Annotated in this window: 16 protein-coding genes; 1 reads left to right on the top strand and 15 read right to left on the bottom strand. The window is 72.0% G+C overall.

The features are described 5' to 3' along the window. Positions 1–22: 22 nt before the first annotated feature. The 11 genes from ACMCNN_RS24010 to ACMCNN_RS24060 form a co-directional block, all read right to left on the bottom strand. Entirely contained in the window at positions 23–1,876 is a 1,854-nt protein-coding gene (locus ACMCNN_RS24010; protein ID WP_412742767.1) for a RiPP maturation radical SAM C-methyltransferase, read from the bottom strand. A gap of 62 nt (positions 1,877–1,938) precedes the next feature. Next, positions 1,939–2,172 carry a hypothetical protein gene (locus ACMCNN_RS24015; RefSeq protein ID WP_412742768.1) on the bottom strand — a complete coding sequence of 78 codons (234 nt, stop codon included), beginning with the start codon at positions 2,170–2,172 and terminating at the stop codon, positions 1,939–1,941. Between the two features lie 6 nt (positions 2,173–2,178). Then, positions 2,179–5,028 (bottom strand): BTAD domain-containing putative transcriptional regulator, encoded by a 2,850-nt coding sequence (locus tag ACMCNN_RS24020; protein WP_412742769.1) that lies wholly within the window; start codon positions 5,026–5,028, stop codon positions 2,179–2,181. A gap of 233 nt (positions 5,029–5,261) precedes the next feature. After that, positions 5,262–6,110 carry a thioesterase domain-containing protein gene (locus ACMCNN_RS24025; protein ID WP_412742770.1) on the bottom strand — a complete coding sequence of 283 codons (849 nt, stop codon included), beginning with the start codon at positions 6,108–6,110 and terminating at the stop codon, positions 5,262–5,264. A 78-nt stretch (positions 6,111–6,188) separates the two neighbouring features. Beyond that, positions 6,189–10,265 carry a non-ribosomal peptide synthetase gene (locus tag ACMCNN_RS24030; RefSeq protein ID WP_412742771.1) on the bottom strand — a complete coding sequence of 1,359 codons (4,077 nt, stop codon included), beginning with the start codon at positions 10,263–10,265 and terminating at the stop codon, positions 6,189–6,191. Positions 10,266–10,312: 47 nt separating this feature from the next. Continuing rightward, on the bottom strand, positions 10,313–11,620 hold the full coding sequence (locus ACMCNN_RS24035) for an MFS transporter (RefSeq protein WP_412742772.1): 1,308 nt from the start codon (positions 11,618–11,620) through the stop codon (positions 10,313–10,315). Between the two features lie 2 nt (positions 11,621–11,622). After that, positions 11,623–12,879, bottom strand: coding sequence for an aspartate kinase (locus tag ACMCNN_RS24040; protein ID WP_412742773.1), 1,257 nt, complete (start codon positions 12,877–12,879; stop codon positions 11,623–11,625). After that, on the bottom strand, positions 12,876–13,718 hold the full coding sequence (locus ACMCNN_RS24045; RefSeq protein ID WP_412742774.1) for a homoserine O-acetyltransferase/O-succinyltransferase family protein: 843 nt from the start codon (positions 13,716–13,718) through the stop codon (positions 12,876–12,878). The genes ACMCNN_RS24040 and ACMCNN_RS24045 overlap by 4 nt, the downstream gene beginning before the upstream one ends. Further along, positions 13,718–15,094 (bottom strand): aspartate aminotransferase family protein, encoded by a 1,377-nt coding sequence (locus ACMCNN_RS24050; RefSeq protein WP_412742775.1) that lies wholly within the window; start codon positions 15,092–15,094, stop codon positions 13,718–13,720. Before ACMCNN_RS24050 ends, ACMCNN_RS24045 begins: the two co-directional genes overlap by 1 nt. Before the next feature lie 14 nt (positions 15,095–15,108). Further along, complete coding sequence (locus tag ACMCNN_RS24055) at positions 15,109–16,452, bottom strand: lysine N(6)-hydroxylase/L-ornithine N(5)-oxygenase family protein (protein WP_412742776.1); 1,344 nt, start codon at positions 16,450–16,452, stop codon at positions 15,109–15,111. Between the two features lie 179 nt (positions 16,453–16,631). Further along, positions 16,632–17,102, bottom strand: a complete 471-nt coding sequence (locus ACMCNN_RS24060) for a winged helix-turn-helix transcriptional regulator (protein ID WP_412742777.1) — start codon at positions 17,100–17,102, stop codon at positions 16,632–16,634. A 90-nt stretch (positions 17,103–17,192) separates the two neighbouring features. On the opposite strand from ACMCNN_RS24060, the gene ACMCNN_RS24065 reads away from it, so the two are divergent. Then, positions 17,193–18,581, top strand: coding sequence for an MFS transporter (locus ACMCNN_RS24065; protein ID WP_412742778.1), 1,389 nt, complete (start codon positions 17,193–17,195; stop codon positions 18,579–18,581). Here ACMCNN_RS24065 and ACMCNN_RS24070 read toward each other — a convergent pair. From ACMCNN_RS24070 to ACMCNN_RS24085, 4 genes are all read right to left on the bottom strand, one after another. Continuing rightward, positions 18,571–20,127: a carbohydrate-binding domain-containing protein gene (locus ACMCNN_RS24070; protein ID WP_412742779.1), complete on the bottom strand. Its 1,557-nt coding sequence runs from the start codon at positions 20,125–20,127 to the stop codon at positions 18,571–18,573. The two genes, ACMCNN_RS24065 and ACMCNN_RS24070, sit on opposite strands and share 11 nt — an antisense overlap. A 126-nt stretch (positions 20,128–20,253) precedes the next feature. Next, positions 20,254–21,768, bottom strand: a complete 1,515-nt coding sequence (locus ACMCNN_RS24075) for a diguanylate cyclase domain-containing protein (protein WP_412742780.1) — start codon at positions 21,766–21,768, stop codon at positions 20,254–20,256. 44 nt (positions 21,769–21,812) lie between these two features. Beyond that, positions 21,813–22,274: a nitroreductase/quinone reductase family protein gene (locus ACMCNN_RS24080; RefSeq protein ID WP_412742781.1), complete on the bottom strand. Its 462-nt coding sequence runs from the start codon at positions 22,272–22,274 to the stop codon at positions 21,813–21,815. Positions 22,275–22,408: 134 nt separating this feature from the next. After that, positions 22,409–23,482 (bottom strand): calcium-binding protein, encoded by a 1,074-nt coding sequence (locus tag ACMCNN_RS24085; RefSeq protein ID WP_412742782.1) that lies wholly within the window; start codon positions 23,480–23,482, stop codon positions 22,409–22,411. Positions 23,483–23,628 lie beyond the last annotated feature (146 nt).

Consider the following 23,628-nt stretch of genomic DNA (forward strand, 5'->3'; position numbering starts at 1 on the left):
TCGGACACGGAAGATCAGAATCTCACCGGGGTACGCCCGCGGGCAACGCCAGCGCCAGCGCCAATGTCTCGTCGAGCACCATCAGGCCCCGCTCGGCGAACGCCTCGAAGGCCTCCTGGATCTGCGCCACCGTCAGGCGCCCGTCCAGCCGGTCGCGGACCGCGGTGGCCGTGATCGGCCGGTCGCTGCAGGCGGCGTAGAGGTCGGCCAGCGGGCCCTCGAAGGTGTACGTCCCCTCGGCACCCTCGTACCGGGTGTCGTAGATCTGCACCAGTCCGGGCGAGGACCAGAACGTCAGCGCCGGTCGCCGCTGCCCCGACCAGGCGTCGGTCCAGGCCGTGAACTCCTTGAGCAGCGCCTCGTACGCGCGGTCCGGCAGCGCGCCGGGCAGGTCGTACTCGAAGAAGTAGGCGGCCCTGCCCAGGTCGACGGTGGCCGGGTACACGTACCGGTAGCTGGCCTCGGGGGTTTTCGTCGGCGAGTCGGTGAACAGCGGGCTGAACCGCTCGATCCACACTCGGCACGCGGCGGTCGGTGGCTGCAGGTGCACCAGGTGGGGCAGCAGGGCGGCCTGATCCGCGTAGTCCCGCTCGGTCTCGCCGGGGAATCCCCACAGCAGGTTCCAGCCGACCTCGACGCCGTAGTAGCGGGCCCAGCGCAGCAGGTTGACGTTCTGCGCCGCGCGGGTGCCCTTGCGCATCAGCCGCAGCACGTTCGAGCTCAGCGATTCGATGCCCGGCTGGATCTGGTTGACCCCGCCGCGCGCCAGCGTGCGGACCTGGTCGCGGCTCAGGTTCGCCTTGACCTCGTAGAAGATCTCGTAGTTGACGCCCTCGTCGGCCAGGACCGGGAACAGGTCCTTCAGGTAGCCCATGTCGACGATGTTGTCGACGCCGTGGAAGCGGAAGCTGCGGTAGCGGCGGGACTGCGTGACCAGCTCGTCGGCCATCCGCTGCGGCGACTTGGCCCGGAACGCCATCGTCGTGCCGTTGAGCCCGCAGAACGTGCAGTGGTGTTTCTCGCCCCACCAGCAGCCGCGCGACGACTCGAACGGGATCGGCACCGCGCTCGGGCCCGTGCGCGGCAGCAGGTCGAGGCGGCGGGCCCGGTCGAAGTACTCGGTGTAGTCGGGCGCGGGCAGGTCGTCCAGCTGCCGTACCGGCGGGGCGGGCGGCGTCGCCACCAGGTCGTCGCCGGAGCGGCAGACCACGCCGGGCTCCGCGCCGGGCGGCAGACCCGCGACGAGGCGGTCGAGCAGCCGGGGGAACGCCGTGTCGGCCTCGCCCACGACGGCGATGTCGGCGCTGGGTACGGTGCGGATCCACTCCGGACCCATCTCGCCGTCGAAGTTCGCGCCGCCGAAGACCGTGATCAGCTGGGGGTTGCGCTGCTTCAGACGGCGGGCCAGGGCGAACGAGGGTGTGTTCTGCTGGAACGTGGAGGTGAACCCGACCACCCGGACGCCGTCCCACATCGGGTCGGCGGCCAGCCGGTCGAGGTACGCGGGAACGTCGACGGTGCGGGCCCGCAGCAGCCGTTCCCGCCAGTCGACGAAGCCGTCGCCCAGGTACGCGAGTTCGGCGGCGAAGTCGTCGAGCAGGCGATGGCCGTCGGCGTCCGGGGCGTCCGGGCCGAACGCCTCGGCCGAGAACAGCCACTCCGCCACCAGCCGGGCCTTGCGGGCGCCGAGACGGCGATAGTAGGAGGGGCCGATTTGTGCGGCGAAGTCGAGGTTCGCGTGCAGGGTCCGTACGGCGAAGCCGTGCCGGTGCAGGATCGCGCCGAGCAGGCCGAGCTGGATGGACGGCCACTCGATGTCCATGAACGGCATCGACACGAGCACCACCGGCCACTGGGCACGGCGGGCCGGATCCACCGGGAGCGGCTCTCCCGGCGGATCAGTGCCTCCCGTGCCCGACAGCCGTACGGGTACGGGATTCAATTGATGTCGCCCGGAACGATGATCCCGCCGAGGCCGATGGCCTCCACGCTCGTACCCGGAGTGAAGGCGGCCTCGAACTGCTCGCTGATCGACGGGTGCTCGGGCACGACGAGGTTCGCGCCGAGTGCCGCGCCCAGCACCGCCCCGGCCGCGATGCCACCGATCCGAACGGCGGTGGAACGGCGCGCGGAAACGCCCGGCTTGTCTTTACCTCTGTCCTTGTCGGACATGGTCGATCACCTTTCTGAAAGAGGAGGTACAGAGAGGGCTCCGGTCAACCTGTCCCGCAGCTGGGCGGCCTGTGGATGACCGAGGTCGTCGAGGATCCCGCCGGCTTCCCGCCACAGGGCGCCGGCCGCGGCGGTGTCGCCGGCGGCGTGCCGGGTGTCGCCCAGCCGCAGCAGCGTCGTCGCCACCTCGTACCGGTCGCCGAGGCGGCGCCAGAGTTCGAGCGCCCGCTCGTAGCTGACCGCCGCCTCGGCGTAGTCACCGAGCTGGTGGCTGGCGAAGCCGAGGGTGTCCCAGGTGTCCGCCTGGCCGGGGTAGTCGTCGGCCTGACTGTGCAGCGCCAGCGACTCCCGGCAGTAGCGCAGTGCATCGGCGTAGTTGCCCAGGTTCGCGGAGTACCGGCCGATCCAGTTGAGCGCGTCCGCCTCGCCGGAGCGTTCGCCGGCCTCCCGGAACAGGTCCAGGGCGAGCCGGGCCCGCTCCAGCGCCGCGCCGGGCTCACCCTGACGATCCGCGATGCGGCCGAGGTCGAGGTGCAGCCGCGCGCTGTTGACCAGATCGCCCAGCCGGTCGAACAGGTCGAGGGACTTCCGCGCGTGGTCGGCGGCCGCGGGAAGCCCGTCCTGCTGCAGCAGGGCCAGGCTGAGCAGGCGGTGCGCCAGGGCCGCCCCGGCCAGATCGTCGGTGCGCGTGCACGCCGTCAGCGCGGCATGCAGGCAGGTCTCCCACGCGTCCCACTTGCCCTGGTAGTTGAGGAACGCGGTGATGGTCCACGTGAGCCGGATGGCGTACTCGGGAAAACCGGCCTCGGTGGCATGCGCGATCGCCTCCACCAGCACCGCCTGCTCGGTGGAGAACCAGGCCAGCGCCGCGGGAGCGTCGGCGAACGTGGTGACGGTCGCGGCGGGATCGGGTGGCTCGACGGCGGCCTGCTCGCGGTACGCGTACAGCAGCCGGTCCGCGGCGCGGGCGCTGTGCAGGTAGTGGTCGAGGACGCGGTGGGTCGCGGCGCGCCGTTCCGGCTCCGGATCGATCTCCTCGGCCTGCTCGGCGGCGTACGCCCGGAGCAGATCGTGGAACGTGAACCGCCCCGGCGCTCGCTCCTCCAGCAGGTGCGCCCCGGACAGCTCGGCCAGCAGCCGCCGTACCTGGCGGGCCGGTAGGCCCGCGAGGCTGGCCGCCGCCCGGTAGGTGATCTCCGGGCCGGGGTGCACCCCGAGCAGCCGGAACAGCCGCGCCGCGTCGTCGGTGAGCTGTTGATACGACCACGAGAGCACGGCACGGGCGTCGCTGCTCTCGGTCTCGCCCATGAACGCGTCCAGCCCGCCGGTGGCCTCCCGCAGCTCGCCGGCGAGGGCGGACAGGCGGTGGTGCGGGAACGCGGCGGCGCGGGCCGCGACGATCGCCAGGGCCAGCGGCAGCCGGGCGCACATGGTGACCAGGTCGGTCACGGCGTGCGGTTCCGCGGCCGCCCGCTCGGCGCCGAACCGGCGGGCCAGCAGCAGCGCGGCCTCGTGGGCGGTCAGCAGATCGAGGGTCACCGGGACCGCGCCCGCCGCCACCAGCGCGGACAGGCGGCGCCGGCTGGTCACCACCGCGGCGCTGCCCGGCGTGCCCGGCAGCAGCGGCAGCACCTGCTCGGTGTCGCGGGCGTTGTCGAGCACCACCAGCGTCCGGCGCCCGGCCAGCAGGCTGCGGAAGCTGGCCGCCCGGTCCGCCAGTCCGGCGGGGATCTGCTGGGCCGGCACCCCGAACGCCTCCAGGAAACCGCGCAGCACCTCCCCCGGCTCCATCGGGGTGCCGTGCGGGTCGAAGCCGCGCAGGTTGACGTAGAGCTGGCCGTCCGGGAAGTCGGCGGCCACCCGGTGCGCCCACTGCAGCGCCAGTGACGTCTTGCCGACTCCGGCCGTGCCGGTGATCGCGGCGATCATCACGCTCTGGTCGCTGCCGGCCAGCTCGGTGAGCTGATCCAGTTCGGCCGTCCGGCCGGTGAAGTGCGCCAGGCCGTGCGGCAGCTGGGCCGGGCCGGGGGCGGGCGCCGGGGCGGCGGGCGCGGCGGTGACCGGGGCGGCCCGCGGCACCTCGGCCTCGCCACTGAGGATCCGCTGGTGCAGGTGCTGCAGCTCCGGGGTGGGGTCGATGCCCAGCTCGGCCAGCAGATACTCGCGCGCCTCGTGGAACGCGGCCAGCGCCTCGGCCTGCCGCCCGTCGCGGTACAGCGCGCGCATGAGCAGGCCGCGCAACCGCTCCCGCAGCGGGTGCGCGGCCACCAGCCGGCGCAACTCCGCCACGAGTTCCTGGTCGTCGCCGAGGGCTAGGTCGATCTCTATGCGTTCCTCGACGGCGACGATGTGCCGTTCGGACAGGCGGTCGCGTTCGGCGTCCACCAGCGGGCTGGTCAGGCCGTCCAGCAGCGGGCCGCGCCAGAGCCCGAGCGCGTTGTGCAGGCGTTCGGCCGCCGTCGCCAGGTCGCCCGCGGCGCGCGCCGCCCGGGCCGCGCTGACGCCCCGGTCGAAGCGTTCCAAATCGAGGAAGTCGGGGGGAATGGACAGCAGATATCCAGCATCCGTCCAGGAGAGAACCTGCGAACGGGAGCGGGCCGAGCGGACCGGGTCGAGGATCTGACGCAGACCCGACACGTGTTTCTGCAGGAGATTGACCGCGTACGTCGGGGCGTCGTCTCCCCAGACCGCGGCGATGAGCTGCTCACGGCCGATGGGGCGGTTCGCATGCAGCGCCAGCGCGCCGAGCACCACCCGTTGTTTGACCGAACCGAGAGGCACCAGGTCCTCCCCGTGCCAGGCTTGCAGCTGGCCGAGGATGTCGAGGCGGACCGGCGCATCAGGCCGGTTACTCACCACGGCAGCTCGCCCGCCATTGGAATGCCAACTCCAATTGTTAACACGTTTGCGTCGCCCCCGGAACGAGCACAACGGTCGAGTGTAGACGGTGTTCGACAAGGAATTATCGAGCCGGAGACCCGGTCGATTATTCATCAATGAGCAACTATCCCATGTCGGGTCCAGTCGGTACGCCAAGGGTCGGGTGTCCGACCGAGCCCGCTGCACCGACTCGGAACTCCGGGCCCCCCTCACGTCAACAGCTCCCACATGGCCGCCGCGGCCGCCGTTACCGCAGGCAGATGCAGGCATCCGTAGTGCCCGGCGGTGGTGGACAGCTCGCGGACGCCGCCACGGAACCGGCCCCGCCAGTACGGCGCCCAATCCTGTGAACCGTGCGCCGAGATCACCAATCCGGCCGCCTCAAGATCCATTTCCGCGCGATATCCGGACAACGCCGCGGCATGAGCCACGAAAACGGCATACCAGCGTTCAAGATCGCCGAGCAGGGTATCCGGACGAGGCGGACAACCGGCCAACTGATCCGCCAGCAGAGTCAGCTGTTGTGCCGCCGACAACTGGGGCAGGCTGCGCACCGGGCGCCCCAGTCCCCGCAGCACCTCACCGATGAACAGGCCCGCGAGATCGTCCGTCGGATCCGGCCGCCACCGGCCGATCCGGCACGGCGCGTCGACCAGCACCACGAGGGCGACCTCCGCGCCGGTGCCCTCCAGCCGCCGGGCCGTCTCGTACGCGAGGATCCCGCCGGTCGACCACCCGATCAACCGGTACGGGCCCTCCGGCTGGGCCGACCGGACAACCTCGACGTTACGGGCGACGATCTCGTCCAGCGTGGTCAGCGGCGCCGCCCCGCGGTACAGGCCGGCCGCCTCGATGCCCCGGACCTCGCAGCACCCGTCGAGGCTGCGCGCCAGCGCCGCGTACTCGTGCACCGTCCCACCCACCGAGGGCAGCGCGAACGCGGCCACCGGCCCGGCGGTCCCGAAGGCCACCACCGGGCCCGGATCCGCTGGCCCGCCACCGTGGCGAAGCAGCCCCAACCGGGCGGTCAACGCCGCCCACTGTGCATCGCCACCCATGAATCCGGTCCCTCCCGCAGGGCCGCCCCGGCACCGGGCCGGGGCGGCTAGCCGTGTCCGCCAGTGGAAGCGCCAGGCTCACGCCAGGTACTCGCGCAGCATCGCGGCCAGGGCGTCCACCCCCGGCGGCTGCAGGAAGGAGTAGTGGTCGCCCGCCACCCGCCGGTACGCGGTGTCGGGCCCGAGCACCTCGCGCCAGTGCGGGGTGAAGTCGTACGACCGCTCGGCCGTGACGACCAGGGTGCGTGCGGCCACCGGCCGGGGCCGGTAACCCGCGATGATCCGGGTCTGGTCCCGGAAGACCGCGAAACGTCGCTCGATCTCGGCGCGGGCCGTCTCCGTGTCACCGGAACCGTTGGTGAGCCTGTCCGCCAGCCAGGCCAGTTGCCCTGCCACGTCGCCGAACTCCGGCACGTCCACCTCGGGGCCCAGCGCCCGGGCCGCATCGATCACGAACTGGCGGGCGGCGTCGAGATCGGACAGGCCGGTCAGATCGGCCGGTTCGCTCGGCGAGTCGAGCAGCGCCACGAACGCCACCTCGGCGCCCGTGGCCTCCAGCCGCCGGGCCATCTCCAGGGCGACCAGCCCGCCCATCGACCAGCCACCCAGCCGGTACGGGCCCTCGGGCTGCGCGGCGCGGATCTCGGCGACGTACCGGGTGACCATCTCGTCGAGGCCGGCCGGGCCGACGCCCGGGTCGGCGGCGCTGATGCCGTAGACACGCAGCGTGCCGTCGAATGCGGCGGCCAGCCGGGCGTACCCGTAGACCGTGCCGCCGACCGCGTGGACCAGGAAGAACGGCTTGTCCTGCGGGCCGTCGTTCATGGTCACGACCTTGGCGGTCACCGGCGCCGGGCCGGACGGTCCGGCCTGGGCCAGGTCGTCGGAGAGCTGCTCCAGCTCGTCCAGGTCGATCTCGTCGAGCCGGGTGTCCTCCAGCCCGTGCTGGTCGCGCAGCACCTCTGTCAGCTGCGCCGGGGTCGGCGCCAGGAAGATCGCCGAGACGTCCGAGTCCACCGCCAGCTCCTTGCGCAGCTGGGCGATCAGCTGCATGGCCTGCAGCGAGTTGCCGCCGAGGTCGAAGAAGCTGTCCTCGACGCCGACCCGCTCGCGGCGCAGCAGGCCCGCGAACATGTCCACCAGCACGGTCTCGATCAGCGTGCGCGGTGCGACGTAGCCCGCGTCGTCGCCGGAGTCCTCGGGCTCCGGCAGCTTGGTGCGGTCCACCTTGCCGTTGGCGTTGAGCGGGAAGGCGTCGAGCACCACGAGGTGCGCGGGCACCATGAAGACCGGCATCCGCGACGACATGTGTGTCCGCAGATCGGTGGTGTCCACCGCCGGGAGCCCCGCGTCGCCGCGGACGTAGCCGACCAGTTGCTTCTGCCCGGCGCCGTCCTCGCGGACCACCACCAGGGCCTGCGCCACCGACGGGTGCTCGGCCAGCACCGCCTCGATCTCGCCCAGCTCGACCCGCAGGCCGCGGATCTTGACCTGGTCGTCGGAGCGGCCCAGGTACTGCAGGTTGCCGTCGGGCAGGCGGCGGGCCACGTCACCGGTCTTGTACAGCCGGGCCTCGGGGTCGTCGCTGAACGGGTCGCGGATGAACTTCTCCGCTGTCAGCTCCGGCCGGTTCAGGTAGCCGCGGGCCACCCCGGCGCCGCCGAGGTGCAGCTCTCCGGGTACCCCCACCGGCACCGGGTTGAGGTGCTTGTCCAGCACGTACGCGGTGTAGTTGGGCAGCGGCAGGCCGATCGGCGGCGGGTCCAGCAGCGAATCCGCGTGGCATTCGGCCATGGTGGAGCCGACCGTGGTCTCGGTCGGGCCGTACCCGTTGATGAATTTCATGCCGGGCCGCGCCCACTTGCGCACCAGCGCCGAGGAGAACGCCTCCCCACCCGCGATGACCACCCGGATCGTGGGGAACTCCTCGTCGGCCAGCAGATTCAGCACCGCGGGCGGCAGGCACATGAACGTGATGCCCGCGCCGCGGATCAGCTCGGCCAGCCGCGGCGGCGACAGCAGCGTCTCACTGCGGCCCATCACCAGCGTGGCCCCCGACAGCAGCGCACCGAACATGTCCAGCACCGACACGTCGAAGTTCAGCGAGGCGAACTGCAGCACCTTGTCGCCCGGCCCGAGCGGCCAGTGCTCGATCTCGGCGGTGGCGAAGTTGACAGCCTGCCGGTGCTCCACCACCACACCCTTCGGGCGGCCGGTCGAGCCGGAGGTGTAGATGACGTACGCCGCGTTCGCGGGCGTCGCCGTCCGCCCGAGGTTACCGTCGTCGAGGGTGGCCAGGTCGGCCCAGTCCCGGTCGAGGGAGATCACCTCCGCGCCCTCGACGGGCAGCGACGGCTCGCTCTCGTCGTCGGTGACGACGACCGGCATGTGCGCGTCCTCCAGCATGAACGCCAGCCGGTCCGCCGGGTACTGCGGGTCCAGCGGCACGTAGCCGCCGCCCGCCTTGAGGATGCCCATGATCCCGGCGAGGCGGCGCACCGAACGCTGGGTGCACACGCCGACCAGGACCTCCGGGCCGACGCCCAGCTCGCGCAGGCGGCGCGCGATGCGATTGGCCCGGGCGTTCAATTCCGCGTACGTGACGTGCTCGTCGTCGAGCCGGACCGCGACCGCGTCGGGGGTCGCCGCGACCTGCGCCTCGAACTTCTCGTGCAGGCACCACGCCGGGTAGTCGGCGCCGGTGGCGTTCCAGTCGTGGATCTCCTGGCGCAGTTCCGCCCCGGTGAGGATCGGCAGCTGCGACAGCGGCCGGGACGGGTCCGCGACCAGGCCCTCCAGCAGGACCCGGAAGTGGCCGAGCATCCGGCGCACGGTCGCGGGGTCGAACAGGGCTGTTGCGTACGAGGCGCCGACCAGCAGCCGGCCGCCGTCCTCGACGCTCGAGACCAGCAGGTCGAACTTGGCGGCGGTGACCGGCAGCTCCTCGGTCTCCCAGGCCAGGCCGCCCGCGTACAGGTCGTGGCGCTGGTTCTCGGCCAGCATGAAGCCCACCTGGAACAGCGGGTGGCGGCTGGCGTCGCGGGGCGCCCGGACGGCGTCCACGATGGAGGCGAACGGCAGCTCCTGGTGGCCGTACGCGTTGACCGTGGCGGTGCGGATGCGCTGCAGCACCTCGCCGAACGCGGGGTCGCCGGACAGATCACCGCGTACCGGCAGCGTGTTGACCAGATAGCCGATCAGCGGGGCCAGTTCGGGGCGGGTGCGGTTGGCGCTGACCGTGCCGACCACGATGTCGTCCTGCCCGCTGTAGCGGTGCAGCAGCACGTGGAACGCCGCCATCAGCGTGACGAACAGCGTGGCGCCCTCGCGGCGGCCCAGCGCCTTGAGCCCGTCCAGCACGTCGGCGGGGATCTCGATGGACTCGGCGGCACCGTCGTACGTCTGCACCAGCGGGCGCGGCCGGTCGGTCGGCAGTTGCAGCACCGGCGCCCCGTCCAGCGTGGTACGCCAGAACTCCTGCAACTCCTCCAGGGGCTGGCCCTGCAGCCGGTCCCGTTCCCACACGGCGTAGTCGGCGAACTGGATCGGCAGCTCGGTCAGCTGCGCGGGACGGCCGACGACGCGGGCCTCGTACAGGGCGCTCAGTTCCTGCACGAGCACGCCGAACGACCAGCCGTCGAAGACGGTGTGGTGCACCGCGATCACCAGGACGTGCTGGTCGTCGGCGAGCTTCACCAGCCGCAGCCGCAGCAGCGGGCCGTGTTCCAGGGTGAACGGGCGGGCGGCCTCCTGCGCCGCCTCCTGCTGGTAGCGCTGCTGACGTTCGCCGTCCGGCAGCCCGGTCAGGTCGGTGACGGGCAGCTTGACCTCGGCCGGTTCGTCGATCACCTGCACGGCGCGCCCGTCCCGGGCGACCAGCCGGGTACGCAGCGACTCGTGCCGTTCGACCAGCGTGTTCACCGCCGCCTGCAGGGCGGCCGGGTCGAGCTGTCCGGTCAGCTGCACCGCCCCCGCGATGTTGTACGTCGCCAGGCCCGGTGCCAGCTGGTCGATGAACCACAGCTGTTCCTGCCCGAAGGACACCGGAATGTCCGCGAGTCCCGTCGCGCGCCGGGGAATCCCCGTCGCGCCCTTGTCGGCCCGGCCCTGGCGCAGGCGGGCCGCCAGGAGCGCCCGCTGAGAGTCAGACAACATGCCGTGTCCTTCCATAGAGATCAGCCATGTCATGGCCGACGGGTGTGTCAGTCATTGGTGGCCGCCCCGGCGAGAGCGGCCGTGTCATCGGCGGGGTGGTCGGGGATCGCGGTGAGCCGGAACACCGGCGAGAACAGCAGCCAGGCCAGCGCGGAGGCGACCCCGAGCACCCCGACCACCAGGGCCGCCCGCGCGCCGAACAGACCGGCCAGGGAGCCGCCGAGGAACGCGCCGAGCGGGACCGTGCCGAACAGCAGCAGGCGGTAGCTCGCGTTCATGCGGCCGAGCAGCCGGTCCGGGGTCACCGACTGGCGCAGCGTCAACGCGTTGACGTTGAAGATCGCCAGGTTGGCGCCGAGGATCGCCAGGGAGGCGCCGAGCACCACCAGCGACACCGGCCCCGAGTCGCGCGGCACCAGCAGCAGTAGCGGTGACACGCAGGCCAGCACGGTCGACCAGCGCAGCGTCGCGCCGATCCCGATGGCGGTACGGATCCGGTTGGCGCTCAGCGCACCCACCAGCGCACCCACCGACCCGGCGCTCACCACGAGACCCAGCGGGGTCGGGCCGATGCCGAGCACCCGGACCAGGTACACCAGCAGCACGGTGATCACGACGTTCTGGAACAGGTTGAACGTCGCCGACTGGGTGGCCAGGTGCTTGAGGATCGGGTTGCCGAAGACCGCCCGCAGCCCCTCGGCGATGGAGGCACGCACCGAAGGTTGTTCAGCGGGCGCCTCCGGCTCCGGCTCGCCTCGACGGATGCTGCTCAGCGCCGCCGCCGAAACCAGGAACGACGCCGCGTCGACGGCCAGCGCGATCGGCGCGGTCAGCACCCCGACCAGGAAACCGGCCAGTCCGGGACCGGCGATCCCGGCCACCGAGTAGCTGGCGGCGATCTTGCTGTTCGCCTCGCCGAGGTCCCGGCGCTCCACCAGCCCCGGCACGTACGACAGGATGCCGACGTCGAACAGGACCGTCAGGATCCCGGCGCCGAAGGCGATCGCGTACAGCCACGGGATCGACAGCACGTGCAGCAGGCTCGCCACCGGGACCAGGCCGATCAGTACGGCCCGGCCCAGGTTGGCGACGATCAGGGTGGGCCGCCGCCGGCGCCGGTCGAACCACACCCCCGCGAACAGCGACAGCAGCACGAACGGGGCGTAGCGGGCCACGTTGAGCAGACCCACCTCGAACGCGCTGGCGTGCAGGGTGAGTATCGCGACCAGCGGCAGCGCCAGGTCGGTGACCTGGGAGCCGAGCAGCGAGACGGTCTCACCGCCCCAGACCTTGACGAAGTCCGGGTTACGCCAGACCGTCGTGGTCGGCGGCGCGGGTGTGTCGGCGGCGGTCAACGTCAGCCCCGTTCCCCGGCGGCGGCCAGTTCGGCCGGTGCGGCGGCAGCGTCGAGGCCGAACTCGTCGTGCAGGACGGCCGCGGCGCGGTCCACCAGGTCCATCCCGACGTGAGCCGAGACCCGGCCGGGCGTACTGGTGACCAGTTGCGGCTCGATGCCGCCGCGCTCCAGCGCGGCCAGCATCCGGGCGCTGATCTCCGGGCGGTTGCCGACCGCCGGGCACACCACGCTGACGCTGCCGAGGTCGTCCCGGACGTCGACCGGGACGCCCGCGTCGGCGAGCGCGGCGACGACGTCCGGGACCTCCGAGCCGGGCGCGGTGAACCGCAGCCGGTCGGTGTCCGCAATGATGGAACCGACGGCGGACCCCCGTCGAGCCAGCGCCCCCGAAACGGTCGCCGGGGACAGGCCCCGCACCGTGTACACCGCATCGCGGCGCCGGTGCGCCACCCCGGTGATCCTCGCCTGCTCGAACACCGTCGTTCCCCTTCGGATCCAGGTGCCCTCCGCCGTCGAGAACGTGGAGCGCACGTGTATGTCGACCTGGTGCGCGGCGGCGAGTTCCACCGCGCGCGTCTGCAGCACCTGGGCGCCCGCCTCGGCGAGCTGGAGCATCTCCTCGTGGCCGAGGCTGTCCAGCTGCCGTGCGCCGGGCACGACCCGCGGGTCGGCGGTGAACACCCCGGTGACGTCGGTGAAGATGTCGCACTGCCGCAGGCCCAGCGCGGCGGCCAGCGCGATCGCCGAGGCGTCCGAGCCGCCCCGGCCCAGGGTGGTGACGTCGCCGCCCGCCGACATCCCCTGGTAGCCGGTGACCAGCACGATCACGCCGTCGTCGAGGGCCTGCACCACGCGGTGCGGGTCCATCCGCCAGAGGCTGGCGTTGCCGTGCGCGTCGTCGGTGCGGAACCCGGCCTGCAGGCCGTTGAAGGAGATGGCCCGCTCCCCCAGTTCGTGCACGGCCATCGCGGTCAGCGCGCAGGAGACGGACTCGCCGACCGACAGCAACGCGTCCAGTTCCCGCGACGGCGGTCGCGCGGCCATCTCGTACGCCAGCCGCACCAGATCGTCGGTGGTGTCACCCATCGCGGACAGCACCGCGACGACCTGGACGCCCTGCCGGTGCGCGGCGACCAGGCGCCGGGCGACCGCCCGCAGCTTGTCCGGGTCGGCGACCGAGCTGCCGCCGAACTTCCACACCACCCGCCGCGGCACGGGAGGTGCCGCGGGCGGGGCGGGCGCCAGTGCGACGCTCATCGGGCACGCATCCGTTCGTGCACGAGGCGCACCCAGCTGGCGAAGAAGATCAGGCTGTGGCTGCGCCAGAGGTTGACCGGGTGGGTCAGGTCCACGTTGGCCGGTGGCCGTACGTCGGTCAGGCCGGCGCCCAGGTCGCGGTGGTACTCGTCGGCCAGCCGGCCGCCCGCGTACTCGGGGTGGCCGATGTGCATGACGACCCCGTGGTCGGTCGACTCGGCGATGACCGTGCCCGCCTCGGCGGACCGGGCCACCGCGCGGACGGTGCCGCTCGCGTCGAGCGCGTCGTCGTCGAACCCGGCGTAGCGGCTGTGCGTGGACCAGAACCTGTCGTCGAGGACGGCGGCGATGGGCCCGTCGTCCACCAGCCGGTCGGTCTCGAAGATGCCGGAGACCTTCACCGGGTACGTCTGCTTGGGCAGCCCGTACAGCAGGTGGGCCACGGCCAGGGCACCCCAGCACAGGCCGAGGACGGGCGTGCCCGCCTCGGCGGTGTGCTGCACGATCGGCGCCAGCTCCGGCAGGAACCGCACCTCCTCGTACGGCAGGTGCTCGACGGCCGCACCGGTGACGATCAGCGCGTCCAGGGGCGCGTCGGCGACCGCGTCGGCGTGCCGGACGTACTGGGCGGCGATGTGCGCCGGGTCGTCGAGGGAGAACCTGCGTTCGCCCAGCCGGATCCACACCGGCTCGAACGCCTGCGCCGCGGACAGCTGCGGCAGCAGCCACTGCTCGTACTGCTGCGCGTGCGGCATCAGGTTGATGATCCCGATCCGCGGGATGCGCCGCGGCTCGGCGGTGAGCAGGCCGGTGTCCCGATGGGCGAGGGCCGTGGTCATCACGCCACCGCCGTCAGGTCGTCCTGCACGGCCCGGGCCGCGTCGCGCATGATGGCGAGCGCCTCGTCGACGGTCCCGGCGGGGACGTTGAGGGCGGGCAGCAGCCGCACCACGCAGTCCTCGCGGCCGCCGATCTCGACGATCAGCCCGCGCCGCAGCGCCTCCCGCTGGAACTCCGACGCCACCTCGGACGCGCTGGCCGTGCCCCGCCCGGACATCTCCATGCCCAGCATCAGGCCGCGCCCACGCACGTCGCTGACCAGCGTGGTGTCGATCTGGATCTGCCGCAGACCGGCCATCAGCTGCGCGCCGCGCTCGCGGACGTACGCCATCAGGTTGTCGCGGGCGACCACGTCCAGGTACGCGTTGGCGCTGGCGAAGGCCAGGTTGTTGCCCCGGAACGTGCCGATGTGGCTGCCGGGCGACCACACGTCCAGCCGCTCGTGGTACATGATCACCGAGACGGGCAGGCCCATCCCGGACAGGCCCTTGGAGGCCACGATCACGTCCGGCTCGATGCCGTACTGCTCGAACGAGAACCACGTGCCGGTACGGCCGCAGCCGGTCTGCACCTCGTCCACGATCAGCGGGATGTCGAGGGCGCGGGCCACCTCGGCGATGCGCCGCACGAACGGCACCGGCGCGGGGATCGACCCGCCCTCACCCTGGACCAGCTCCATGATGATCGCGGCGGGTTTCTGGATGCCGCCGTGCGTGTCGTTGAGCGTGTTCGCCAGGAACTCGGCGCAGTTGGTGACGCAGGTGTCCGGGGTCAGGCTCAGCGGGCACCGGTGGCAGTAGCCGTACGGTGCGAAGTGGACGCCGGGCAGCAGGTTCGTCAGACCGTCCTTCGGCGCGGTCTCCGAGGTCATCGACATCGCCGCGTGCGTGGAGCCGTGGTACGACCCCTGGAACGCGACGACAGTGCCCCGGCCGGTGGCCTTCTTGCACAGCTTGATGGCCGCCTCGACGCCGTCGGCGCCGGTCGGGCCGCAGAAGTGCATCTTCATCGCGCCGCGCATCGACTCGGGCAGCATGCCGAGCTGACGGCGCTTGAATTCCTCGCGTACCGGGGTGGGCATGTCCAGGCCGTGGGTCAGCTTGGTGAGCTGGCCCTGGACCGCCGTGATCAGGTCGGGGTGGTTGTGGCCCAGCGCCAGCACCCCGGCGCCGGTGAGGAAGTCGATGTAGCGCCGCCCATCGACGTCGGTGATGTACGAGCCCGACGCCTCGCCGATGGCCACGGGCAGCCGGCGCGGGTAGGTGCGGGCGTTGGACTCGGTCCTGGACTGGTGGTCCAGCAACTCCCGGCCGAGCGGTCCCGGCTCGGCGAGGTCGACGGCGGGCGCGACCGGTGTCGCTTCCAAGGTCTGCATGTCAGGGGTCTCCTCTATCGGGTCGCGGCGAGACTCGCGGCACCGACCAGGTCGGCGGCGGGCGTCGCGCCCTCGGTGGCGGAAAGGCGCTGGCGAAGGCTGTCCACGATGGCCTGCGACCGCAGCGCGAGCAGGCTGAACGAGCCGGCGTCGCCGAGGCCGTGGGTGGACTCGCACAGGCCGTTGATGTAGATCGGCGGCGCGCCCCGGCCCGCCGTGCTGTTCTCCACGCGGTAGTCGAAGCCGACCGACAGGCCGGTCTCGGGGTCGACGGCCAGCACGCCGGCGACCTCCCGCAGCAGGGGCGGAAGCTGCTCGGTGCGGCCCTTGGTGCCCAGGTCGCGGTAGCCGGTGGCCAGGACCACCCGGTCGACGGTGAGCTGCTCCCGTGCGCCGGTGATGCGTTCGGTCAGGTCGAGCGTCACTGCGGCGCCGTCCTCCCGCGCCGCGGTGATCAGCCGGTTGCCGCGCATCGTGACCCGCTGCCGGCCGTCCAGCTCGTCCTCGTACATCTTCAGGTAGAGGGTGTCGATGACGTCGCGGTCGGCGGCGGAGTAGTTGGTGGGGCGCAGCAGGTCACGCAGCCGCTGCTTGCCGTCCTCGGAGGCCCGGTAGTAGTAGTCGACGAACTCCGGGAAGTAGACCTCCTCGGAGAACGGGCTGGTGTCCTTGAGCCGGTAGCCGTAGCCCGACATGACGTTGACGATGCGGGCGGCCGGGAACCGGCCCATCAGGTCGAGGATCACCTCGATGGCGCTCTGGCTGGCGCCGACCACGGCCAGGGTGCCCGCCCAGTCGCGGTCCAGGTCCGCGATGCCGGGCAGGAACCGCGAGGTGTGCGCGACCCGCGGGAACGGCAGGGCCGCGAACACCGGCGGAACGTACGGGCTGCGCCCGGGCGCCACGACGGCCGAGCGGCCGAGGTAGCGGCGGCCGTCGGCGGTGAGCACCTCGACCGGGTTCGCGCCGGTCGCCGGGTCGGCGTCGGCCAGCCGGATCGCCGTGACGTTCTGGCCGTAGTCCACGTCGGCGGGCACCGTCTCGGCGACCCACTTGACGTAGCCGGCGTACTCCTTGCGCAGCGGGTGGTGGCCGGGCAGGTTCAGGTGCTTGAACAGGCGGCCGTGCTCGTGCAGGTAGTTGATGAAGGTGTAGCGGCTGCGCGGGTTGCGCGGCGTGACCAGGTCACGGCTCGGGTGGTTCTGGATGTCGGCGCCGTCGAGCATCATCGCCGGCTGCCAGGACGGCGCGGGCTCGCGTTCCACGAACTTGACGCGGGCGGACGGCCACAGTTCGTCGAGCGCGACGGCGAGCGCGATGTTCGCCGGTCCGAATCCGACACAAAGGACGTCGTACACGAATGTCTCCCTCAGCTGAATCGACCTCGTGACGGGTCGGCCCGTCAGTCGACGCGGTGACCCCCGTGCGATCCATCCTCGGGACGGCGTTGGAGTGCGTGCTGGACTGGCGGCTGGACTTCCGTTGGACGGCCGCCTGGACAGCTTTCTCAGCTGAGGTTTGGCAGAGGGGAGCCGGGCTAGCTGGTGCGGGCGTCCTGCGGCACCCAGTCCGCGTAGGAGAGGTCCATGTCGGACGACGGCACCGGGCGCTCGCAGCGGTCGCACACGAGCCGGGCGTGCAGGTCGCCGCCGCAGTCGTGGTGGCGGGTCAGGCGCGGCGGGCCGTCGGGACCGGCGAGGTGGCGATCACCCCAGTGCATCAGGCTCAGGATCGGTACGCCCAGCTCGCGGCCCTTCGGGGTCAGCTCGTACCGGAAGCGCTCGGGGCGGTCGGAGTAGCGGACCTTCTCCAGTACGCCGGCCTCGACGAGCCGTTTGAGCCGGTCGGCCAGCACGTTGCGGGCGACGCCGAGGCTGTGCTGGAACTCCTCGAAGCGGGTCAGCCCGTTCAGCGCGTCGCGCACCACGAGCAGGGTCCAGCGTTCGCCGAGCACCTCCAGGGTGCGTGCCACCGAGCAGACCTGGTCCTCGTACGTCCGGCCGAGCATGACCGCCACTCTACTCCGACAAGTTGCGTGACGAAACCTACCTGATCTAGGGTCAGTTTTATCACGCAACTAACTCACGAGGGGTGGGACATGACCACGCAGACCTCCCGGGCGACGCATCCCTGGCGTACGTTCCTGTTCGTCTCGATCGGCGTCTTCGCCTCGCTGCTCGACCTGTTCATCGTCAACATCGCCTTCCCCGACCTGCAGGCCGACTTCCCCGCCGCCGGGCTGTCCGAGCTGTCGTGGGTCCTCAACGGCTATGCGATCGTCTTCGCCGCCCTGCTGGTCCCGGCCGGGCGCATGGTCGACCTGTACGGACGCAAACGCGGCTTCATCGTCGGCCTCACCGTGTTCACCGGCGCGTCTCTGGCCTGCGCGGCGGCGAGCTCGGTGGAGACGCTGGTCGCGGCCCGGCTGCTGCAGGGCGCCGGAGCGGCGATCCTCGGCCCGGCCTCCCTGGGCGTGGTGCTGCCCGCGTTCGCGCCGCGCGCCCGCCCGGCCGTCATCGCCGCCTGGGCCGCGGTCGGCGCGGTGGGTGCCGCGGCCGGTCCCCCGCTCGGTGGCCTGCTGGTGCAGGCCGGCTGGCGCTGGGTCTTCCTCGTCAACGTCCCGCTCGGCCTGATCTCCCTCGGCTACGCCGCCCGCCGGCTGCGCGAGAGCCGCGACCCGAACGGCGGCGGTCTGCCCGACCTCGTCGGCACGCTCGCGCTGATGACCGGGGTCGCGGCGCTGACCCTCGCCCTGGTCAAGGGGCGGGCGTGGGGCTGGACGGACATGCGCACCAGCCTCGTGTTCGGGCTCGCCGCGACGGCGACCGCCACGGCCGTGTGGCGATCGGCGCGCCACCGGGTGCCCGTACTCGAACTGCCGATGTTGCGGGTGCCGTCCTTCGCCCTGGCCGTCGGGTCGGCGATGGCGTTCTTCGCGGCGTTCTCCGCGCTGATCCTGTCCGGGGTGCTGTTCCTGACCCAGGTGTGGGGGCACTCGGTGGTCCGGGCCGGGCTGGAACTGACCGCCGGGCCGCTGGCAGCACTGGTCGCGGCCGGGGTGGCCAGCCGGATCGGGCCGCGCCTCGGCATGGGCACGCTCGGCGCGATCGGCGGCGCGCTGGTGGCCGCGGGCATCGGGTTGAACGCCGTCCGCCTGGGCCTCACCCCGGACTATCTCGGCACCTACCTGCCCGGCCAGGTCATCGGCGGGCTCGGCGTCGGCCTGGCCATGCCGTCGTTCACGGCGGTGGCGGTGGCCGCGGTCGGCCCGGCCCGGTTCTCCACGGCGATCGGCATCTCGTCGATGTTCCGCCAGGTCGGCGGCGCGCTCGGGGTGGCCGCGTTCGTAGCGATCGTCGGGACACCCGCGCACCACGACGCGCTGGACGCCTACCGCGACGGGTGGACCTTCATGGTGCTGGCCGCGCTGGTGGGTGGCCTGCTCATGCTCGGGACCCGGTTCGTCCCGGCGCCGGTCAGCCGTTGAGGCCGGCCTGCACGCTGCGGACGGTGGACAGCACCGGGTCGTTCGCGGGCATCTCCAGCGGGCACTTCTCGTGGCTCCACGGGTTGTACTGCACGACGCTCCACACGTTGACGCCCGCGACGGCCGGGTACGCGGTGTATCCGGTCAGCTTGCGGGAGATGGCGCTGTTGCGGGCAGCCACGCTGGTCCGGCAGCCCGGCCCGGCCTGCACCCCGGTCTCCCCGATGATCACCGGCTTGCCGACCGGCGCCAGCTGGGCCAGCACCCGGGCCAGGTGACCCGTGATGATCGAGTTGCTGTCGTTCCAGTCGTACTCGTACTCGTGCAGCGAGGCGACGTCGATGTTCGGCGAGGCGTGCAGGGTGGCGTAGTTGCTGGTGCCCTTCATGTCCTCGGACAGCACGCCGGTGCCGACCAGGTGGTTCGGGTCTATCGACTTGATCTTCGCGGCGGTGGTGTCGAAGAAGCCCTTGACCAGCGCGTCGGTGTACGCGGCCGACGAGAACGAGCCGGGCTCATTGATCATTTCCCACATCGCGACTGTGGGGTTGTCCTTGTACCGGGTGACGACAGTGGTGACCCACGGCAGGTAGGTGGTCTTGTAGCCGCCCGCGTACCAGGCCGTGGACTTGTCGCCGCCCTCGGGCGTCACGGCGCCGTCGTGCTCGCCGCAGTAGTTGCGGCCGTCCGCGAGGGTGAAGATGACCTTCTGCTGGTACTTCGCGGCGGTCGCCACGATCCGGTCCAGCGCCGCGGTGCCGAACGGCCGGAACGCCCAGGTACGGGTCACCGTGTTCGGGGCCAGCCGGGCGAAGTAGTCGGCCAGCTGCGCGTCACTCCACGCCGGCCCGTCACACCCGGACATGCCGTACGCGTTGAGGCCGACGTACTTGAACTGCTTGCCGTCGAGCATGAGCTTGCTGCCGGACCGGGTGACGAACCCGGTCTTCTCGACCGGGGTGCTGGCGACCGGCGGGGAAGCGGGCGGGGTGCTGACGGGCGGCGTACTGGCAGTGGGGGCGGTGCCCGACGCGACGATCCGGTCGACCTCGACGAAGCGGTCGCACTTGGTCGTGCCGTACGGATTCAAGAAGGTGATCCCGATCCGGCGGCGGCCCGCCGCCCAGGAACCGGTGAAGGTGTAAGTCGTCCAGCGGGTCGCGGACACGGCGCTGGTGCCCACCGCGACCCCGTCGACGGTCACCCGCATCTGCGGAGCGGCAGTGCCACACCGGCCGCCCATCGCGGTCACCTGCAGCCGGGTCGCCCGCACCGGGGTGCTCACCACGGCGGAGGCGGTCGCCCTGTGCCAGATGGCCAGCGCCGCGCCACCGGAGGCCCGGCCGTCCCGGTAGTCGCCCCCGTGCGCGGAGGAGATCGCCATGGCCTCGCCCTGCACCGACACCGCCCGGGTGACCGCGGCCGCGGGCAGCGCGGTCAGCGTGACGGCGGTCACCGTCGCGGCCGTGGTCGCGGCGAGCGTCAGCCGGACCCGACGCGACAGCGTCGACGGGCGGGAGTGGTGCGGGGCGCTGGTCTGCTTCATATCCTCTGCCCGGCCCGCCGACGGCCACCGGGACGCCGTCGCGGTCCTGGACGGGATCCGTCCATGCCCGGTGTTGCCGCTCCCATCGGCGGGCCCCGCCGCATGCTGAGGCGACCAGGGGATACGTCAGACCGGGGCGTGCGCTCCGGCCGCCTCCACGCGCGGCGCGGGCAGCGCCGGTGCGGCGTCCGCCAGCACCCAGCGGCCCCTGCCCTGCCGCTTGGCCTGGTACATCGCCGCGTCGGCGGAACGCAGCAGCGCGCCGGGGCGATCCGTGCCCGGCTCCCCGGCCGAGGAGGCGATGCCGATGCTCGTGCCGACGCTCAGATGGTGGCCGCGGAACGCCACCGGCTGTGCCACCGTCAGGACGATCCGCTCGGCCAGCCGGACCGCGTCCGGCATGCCGGCCCCCGGGCAGACCAGGACGAACTCGTCGCCGCCGAGACGGGAGACCAGGTCCTCGGCGCGGGCCACCGCGGCGAGCCGCTGGGCGACGGCCACCAGCACGGCGTCACCCGCGTCGTGGCCGTAGGAGTCGTTGACGTCCTTGAAGCCGTCGAGGTCGAGGTAGAGCACGGTCACCGGGGTCTGCGCCGTGGGCCGCAGCGCGGCGAGGTGCTCGCCCAGCGCCGCCCGGTTGGCCAGAGCGGTGAGCGGGTCGTGCTGCGCCTGGAAGGCCAGCTGAGCCTGGGTACGGTCCTGTTCGCGTACCGCGATGGTGAAGCGGCTCAGCACGAACACCGTGCACATCGCCGCCGCGCCCAGCGCGATGAAGGTACGGGTGTCGAAACCGGCGTGCACCAGGGTCAGCGTCGGCGTGGTCATCAACGCCAGACCGAGGAACAGCACCCGCGCCGGGTGCAGGGTGGGCACCCGCCGTCCGCTGCGGGTCAGCTCGGCGCGCCCCGGATGCAGCAGCGCGGCCGTCATCAGGGCGTTGCCCAGCATGACGATAGTGCCCAGCCGCGACGACGCCTCGTACCCGATCCACTCCGACACCAGGCCCCGGTCGGCCAGCTGCGGCAGCACGTTGATGGCCAGGTCGTTGCCGAGCAGGACGGCAGCCGCGCCGAACAGCAGCCGGGTCGGTACGCCGCGAGTGCCCGGCGAGAGCACGACGACCAGCACACCGGCCAGCAGCACCACGTCCGCGACCGGGTACAGCGCGGGCACCACGGTGTCGGCCAGCGAGTAGCCCTGCCCCACGTACGGGCCGATCAGGAACTCCCAGGCCAGCAGCGCGGCGGCGATGGTGAGGGTGCCCGCGTCGAGCACGGCCCCGCGCAGCCGGCCGGGCGCCCGGCGGCGGGCCATCCGCACCAGGGCGGCGGCCACCAGCGGGTACCCGGCGAGCCAGCACGCGTCGGCGATGCCGACCGCGGGCACCGCGCCGTCGGCCAGGTAGTTGTAGAGCATCTCGATCGCGTCGCCGAGGAACCACAGCGTCTGGGCCAGCGCGATCAGCAGCCAGGGGCGGCGGTCGTCGGCCAGCCGCAGCGCCGCCCACCAGGCCAGGCCGCACAGGGCCAGATAGACGACGGTGTACGCGAGGTCGCCGGCCGGTGTGCCGTATCCCGCGAACAACGCGACCACCGCGACCACCGTCGCCAGCAGGAACAGCCGTACGTCGCGCAGACACATGGCCGTACCGTCGGCCGGTGGGGCCGCGGGTTGAGGAGTTCGGGTCAGGAAACCGGTTCGAGGCGGAACATCTCGATCGGGCGGTCACCGGCGCGTTCCGCGTACACCGGGAAGGCGGGCCACTCGGCGACCAGCAGCGCCCACAGCCGGTCGCGCTCGGCGCCGTCGACCCGGCGGGCGCGGACGGCGTGCTCCGCCCCGCCGACGGTCACGGTGGCGTTCGGGTCGGCGGTGAGGTTGTGCACCCAGGCGGGCTGGTGGGTCTGGCCCCAGTTGGAGCCGACCACCACCCAGGCGTCGCCGTCCCGGACGTACAGCAGGGGGTTGCTGCGGGGCTGGCCGGAGCGGCGCCCCGTCGTGGTGATCAACAGCGACGGGACCAGCCCGAGCGACAGCACGCGGCCGCGGGTGAGGCGGCCGACCAGGCGGTCGGTGGGTACCAGCAGCCGAAACGCCGTGGCGAACCAGCGCTGGCGGCCCATGCGGCGCGTGAGCGTACGGATCATCGCCACAGTCTGCCGGTCGGCGCCGCGCGCGGCGACCCCCGATCGGCCCCGCAGACAGACGACGGCCCGGCCGCGGCGGCTGTACCGGTCGGGTACGGTCGCCGCCCGGCCGGGCCGCGTCGGTGGAGCTGTCCTTACTTAGTGACCGCTTCGAGGTTGGCCGACAGGTCGGTCACGGCCTTCATCTGGACGGGCGCGAAGCTCGTGGCCGGAGTCTCCCCGGTCGGGTTCTCGCAGTTGAGAGTCGTGCCGCCGGCGAGCACGAAGCACGCGTCGACGTTGTCGCCGCCGTCGAGCACGTCCTTGGCCGTGGCGCTGCCCTTCGGCGTGCCGTCGTCGGCAAGGTCCTCACCGACGAGCACGTCGTCGCCGGCCCGGCCGAAGATCCGGTCGTCACCGGCCAGTCCGCCGAGGATGTCGTCGCCCGCACCGCCGTCGATGACGTCGTTGTCGGCACCACCGAGGATGATGTCCACGCCGTTGCCGCCCGCGAGGTTGTCCGCGCCGGCCTCGCCGTCGACGATGTCGTCACCGTCACCGGCCGAGATCTTGTCCACCCCGGTGCCGCCGACGAGCGTGTCGTTGCCCGCGGCGCCGTACAGCGTGTCGTTGCCGCTCTCGCCGACGATGTCGTCGTTGCCCGTGTCGCCACCGAGGACGTCGTTGCCGGTGCCGCCGGAGATCATGTCGTTGCCGGCCTTGCCGAACACGGTGTCCGCGCCGGACTGACCGTAGAGCAGGTCGTTGCCGCCGTTGCCGATCAGCTTGTCGTTGCCCGAGCCGCCCTGCAGCTCGTCCTTGCCGCTGCCGCCGTAGAGGGTGTCGTTGCCGGACCCTCCGTTCACCAGCAGGTAGACGCCCGTCTTGTTCGTCACGGTGTCGTTCTTGTCACCGAGCGAGACGTTGAGGGTCTTGGTGGTCTTCGATGTCGTGCACTTGACCTTGGTCTTGTCGCCCTTGACCGCCTTGCAGCCCTTGCCGGCCTTGAGGGCGACCTTGTCGTCGAGCGTGACCGTGCGGCCCTTGATGGTGATGACCAGCCCGTTCGCCTTGCCCTTCTGGGCGTTGAACTGGACCGTGGACGAGCCGACGACCTGGGCGTATCCGGCCGAAGCGGCCTGAGCCGGCGCCGCGAAGAGGGCGGTGGAGGCGATCGCCGCGGCGGTGCCGCCGATACCGGCCAGCACCTTCCGGTGGAGCAGTGACATGCAGGTAACCCCGTTCGATGGTGGACGAAGATCGAAGCCAGCGCATCGTACGCGAGAGTTGCTCGAAATTCTGCCCGGAATTCCTGCAGGGCCGGCCATTCCCGACCGTCCACTCACAACATTTAGCGCAAATACTGGCAAGATTC

Origin of the sequence: Krasilnikovia sp. MM14-A1004 (assembly GCF_047159485.1) — a bacterium.
GTDB lineage: Bacteria > Actinomycetota > Actinomycetes > Mycobacteriales > Micromonosporaceae > Actinoplanes.

Bases quoted from the DNA above. Each gene is read 5' to 3' on its own strand.
- ACMCNN_RS24015 (WP_412742768.1), bottom strand. From the start codon at position 2,172: ATGTCCGACAAGGACAGAGGTAAAGACAAGCCGGGCGTTTCCGCGCGC.
- ACMCNN_RS24025 (WP_412742770.1), bottom strand. From the start codon at position 6,110: ATGGGTGGCGATGCACAGTGGGCGGCGTTGACCGCCCGGTTGGGGCTG.
- ACMCNN_RS24030 (WP_412742771.1), bottom strand. From the start codon at position 10,265: ATGTTGTCTGACTCTCAGCGGGCGCTCCTGGCGGCCCGCCTGCGCCAG.
- ACMCNN_RS24040 (WP_412742773.1), bottom strand. From the start codon at position 12,879: ATGAGCGTCGCACTGGCGCCCGCCCCGCCCGCGGCACCTCCCGTGCCG.
- ACMCNN_RS24045 (WP_412742774.1), bottom strand. From the start codon at position 13,718: ATGACCACGGCCCTCGCCCATCGGGACACCGGCCTGCTCACCGCCGAG.
- ACMCNN_RS24050 (WP_412742775.1), bottom strand. From the start codon at position 15,094: ATGCAGACCTTGGAAGCGACACCGGTCGCGCCCGCCGTCGACCTCGCC.
- ACMCNN_RS24060 (WP_412742777.1), bottom strand. From the start codon at position 17,102: ATGCTCGGCCGGACGTACGAGGACCAGGTCTGCTCGGTGGCACGCACC.
- ACMCNN_RS24065 (WP_412742778.1), top strand. From the start codon at position 17,193: ATGACCACGCAGACCTCCCGGGCGACGCATCCCTGGCGTACGTTCCTG.
- ACMCNN_RS24070 (WP_412742779.1), bottom strand. From the start codon at position 20,127: ATGAAGCAGACCAGCGCCCCGCACCACTCCCGCCCGTCGACGCTGTCG.
- ACMCNN_RS24075 (WP_412742780.1), bottom strand. From the start codon at position 21,768: ATGTGTCTGCGCGACGTACGGCTGTTCCTGCTGGCGACGGTGGTCGCG.
- ACMCNN_RS24080 (WP_412742781.1), bottom strand. From the start codon at position 22,274: ATGATCCGTACGCTCACGCGCCGCATGGGCCGCCAGCGCTGGTTCGCC.
- ACMCNN_RS24085 (WP_412742782.1), bottom strand. From the start codon at position 23,482: ATGTCACTGCTCCACCGGAAGGTGCTGGCCGGTATCGGCGGCACCGCC.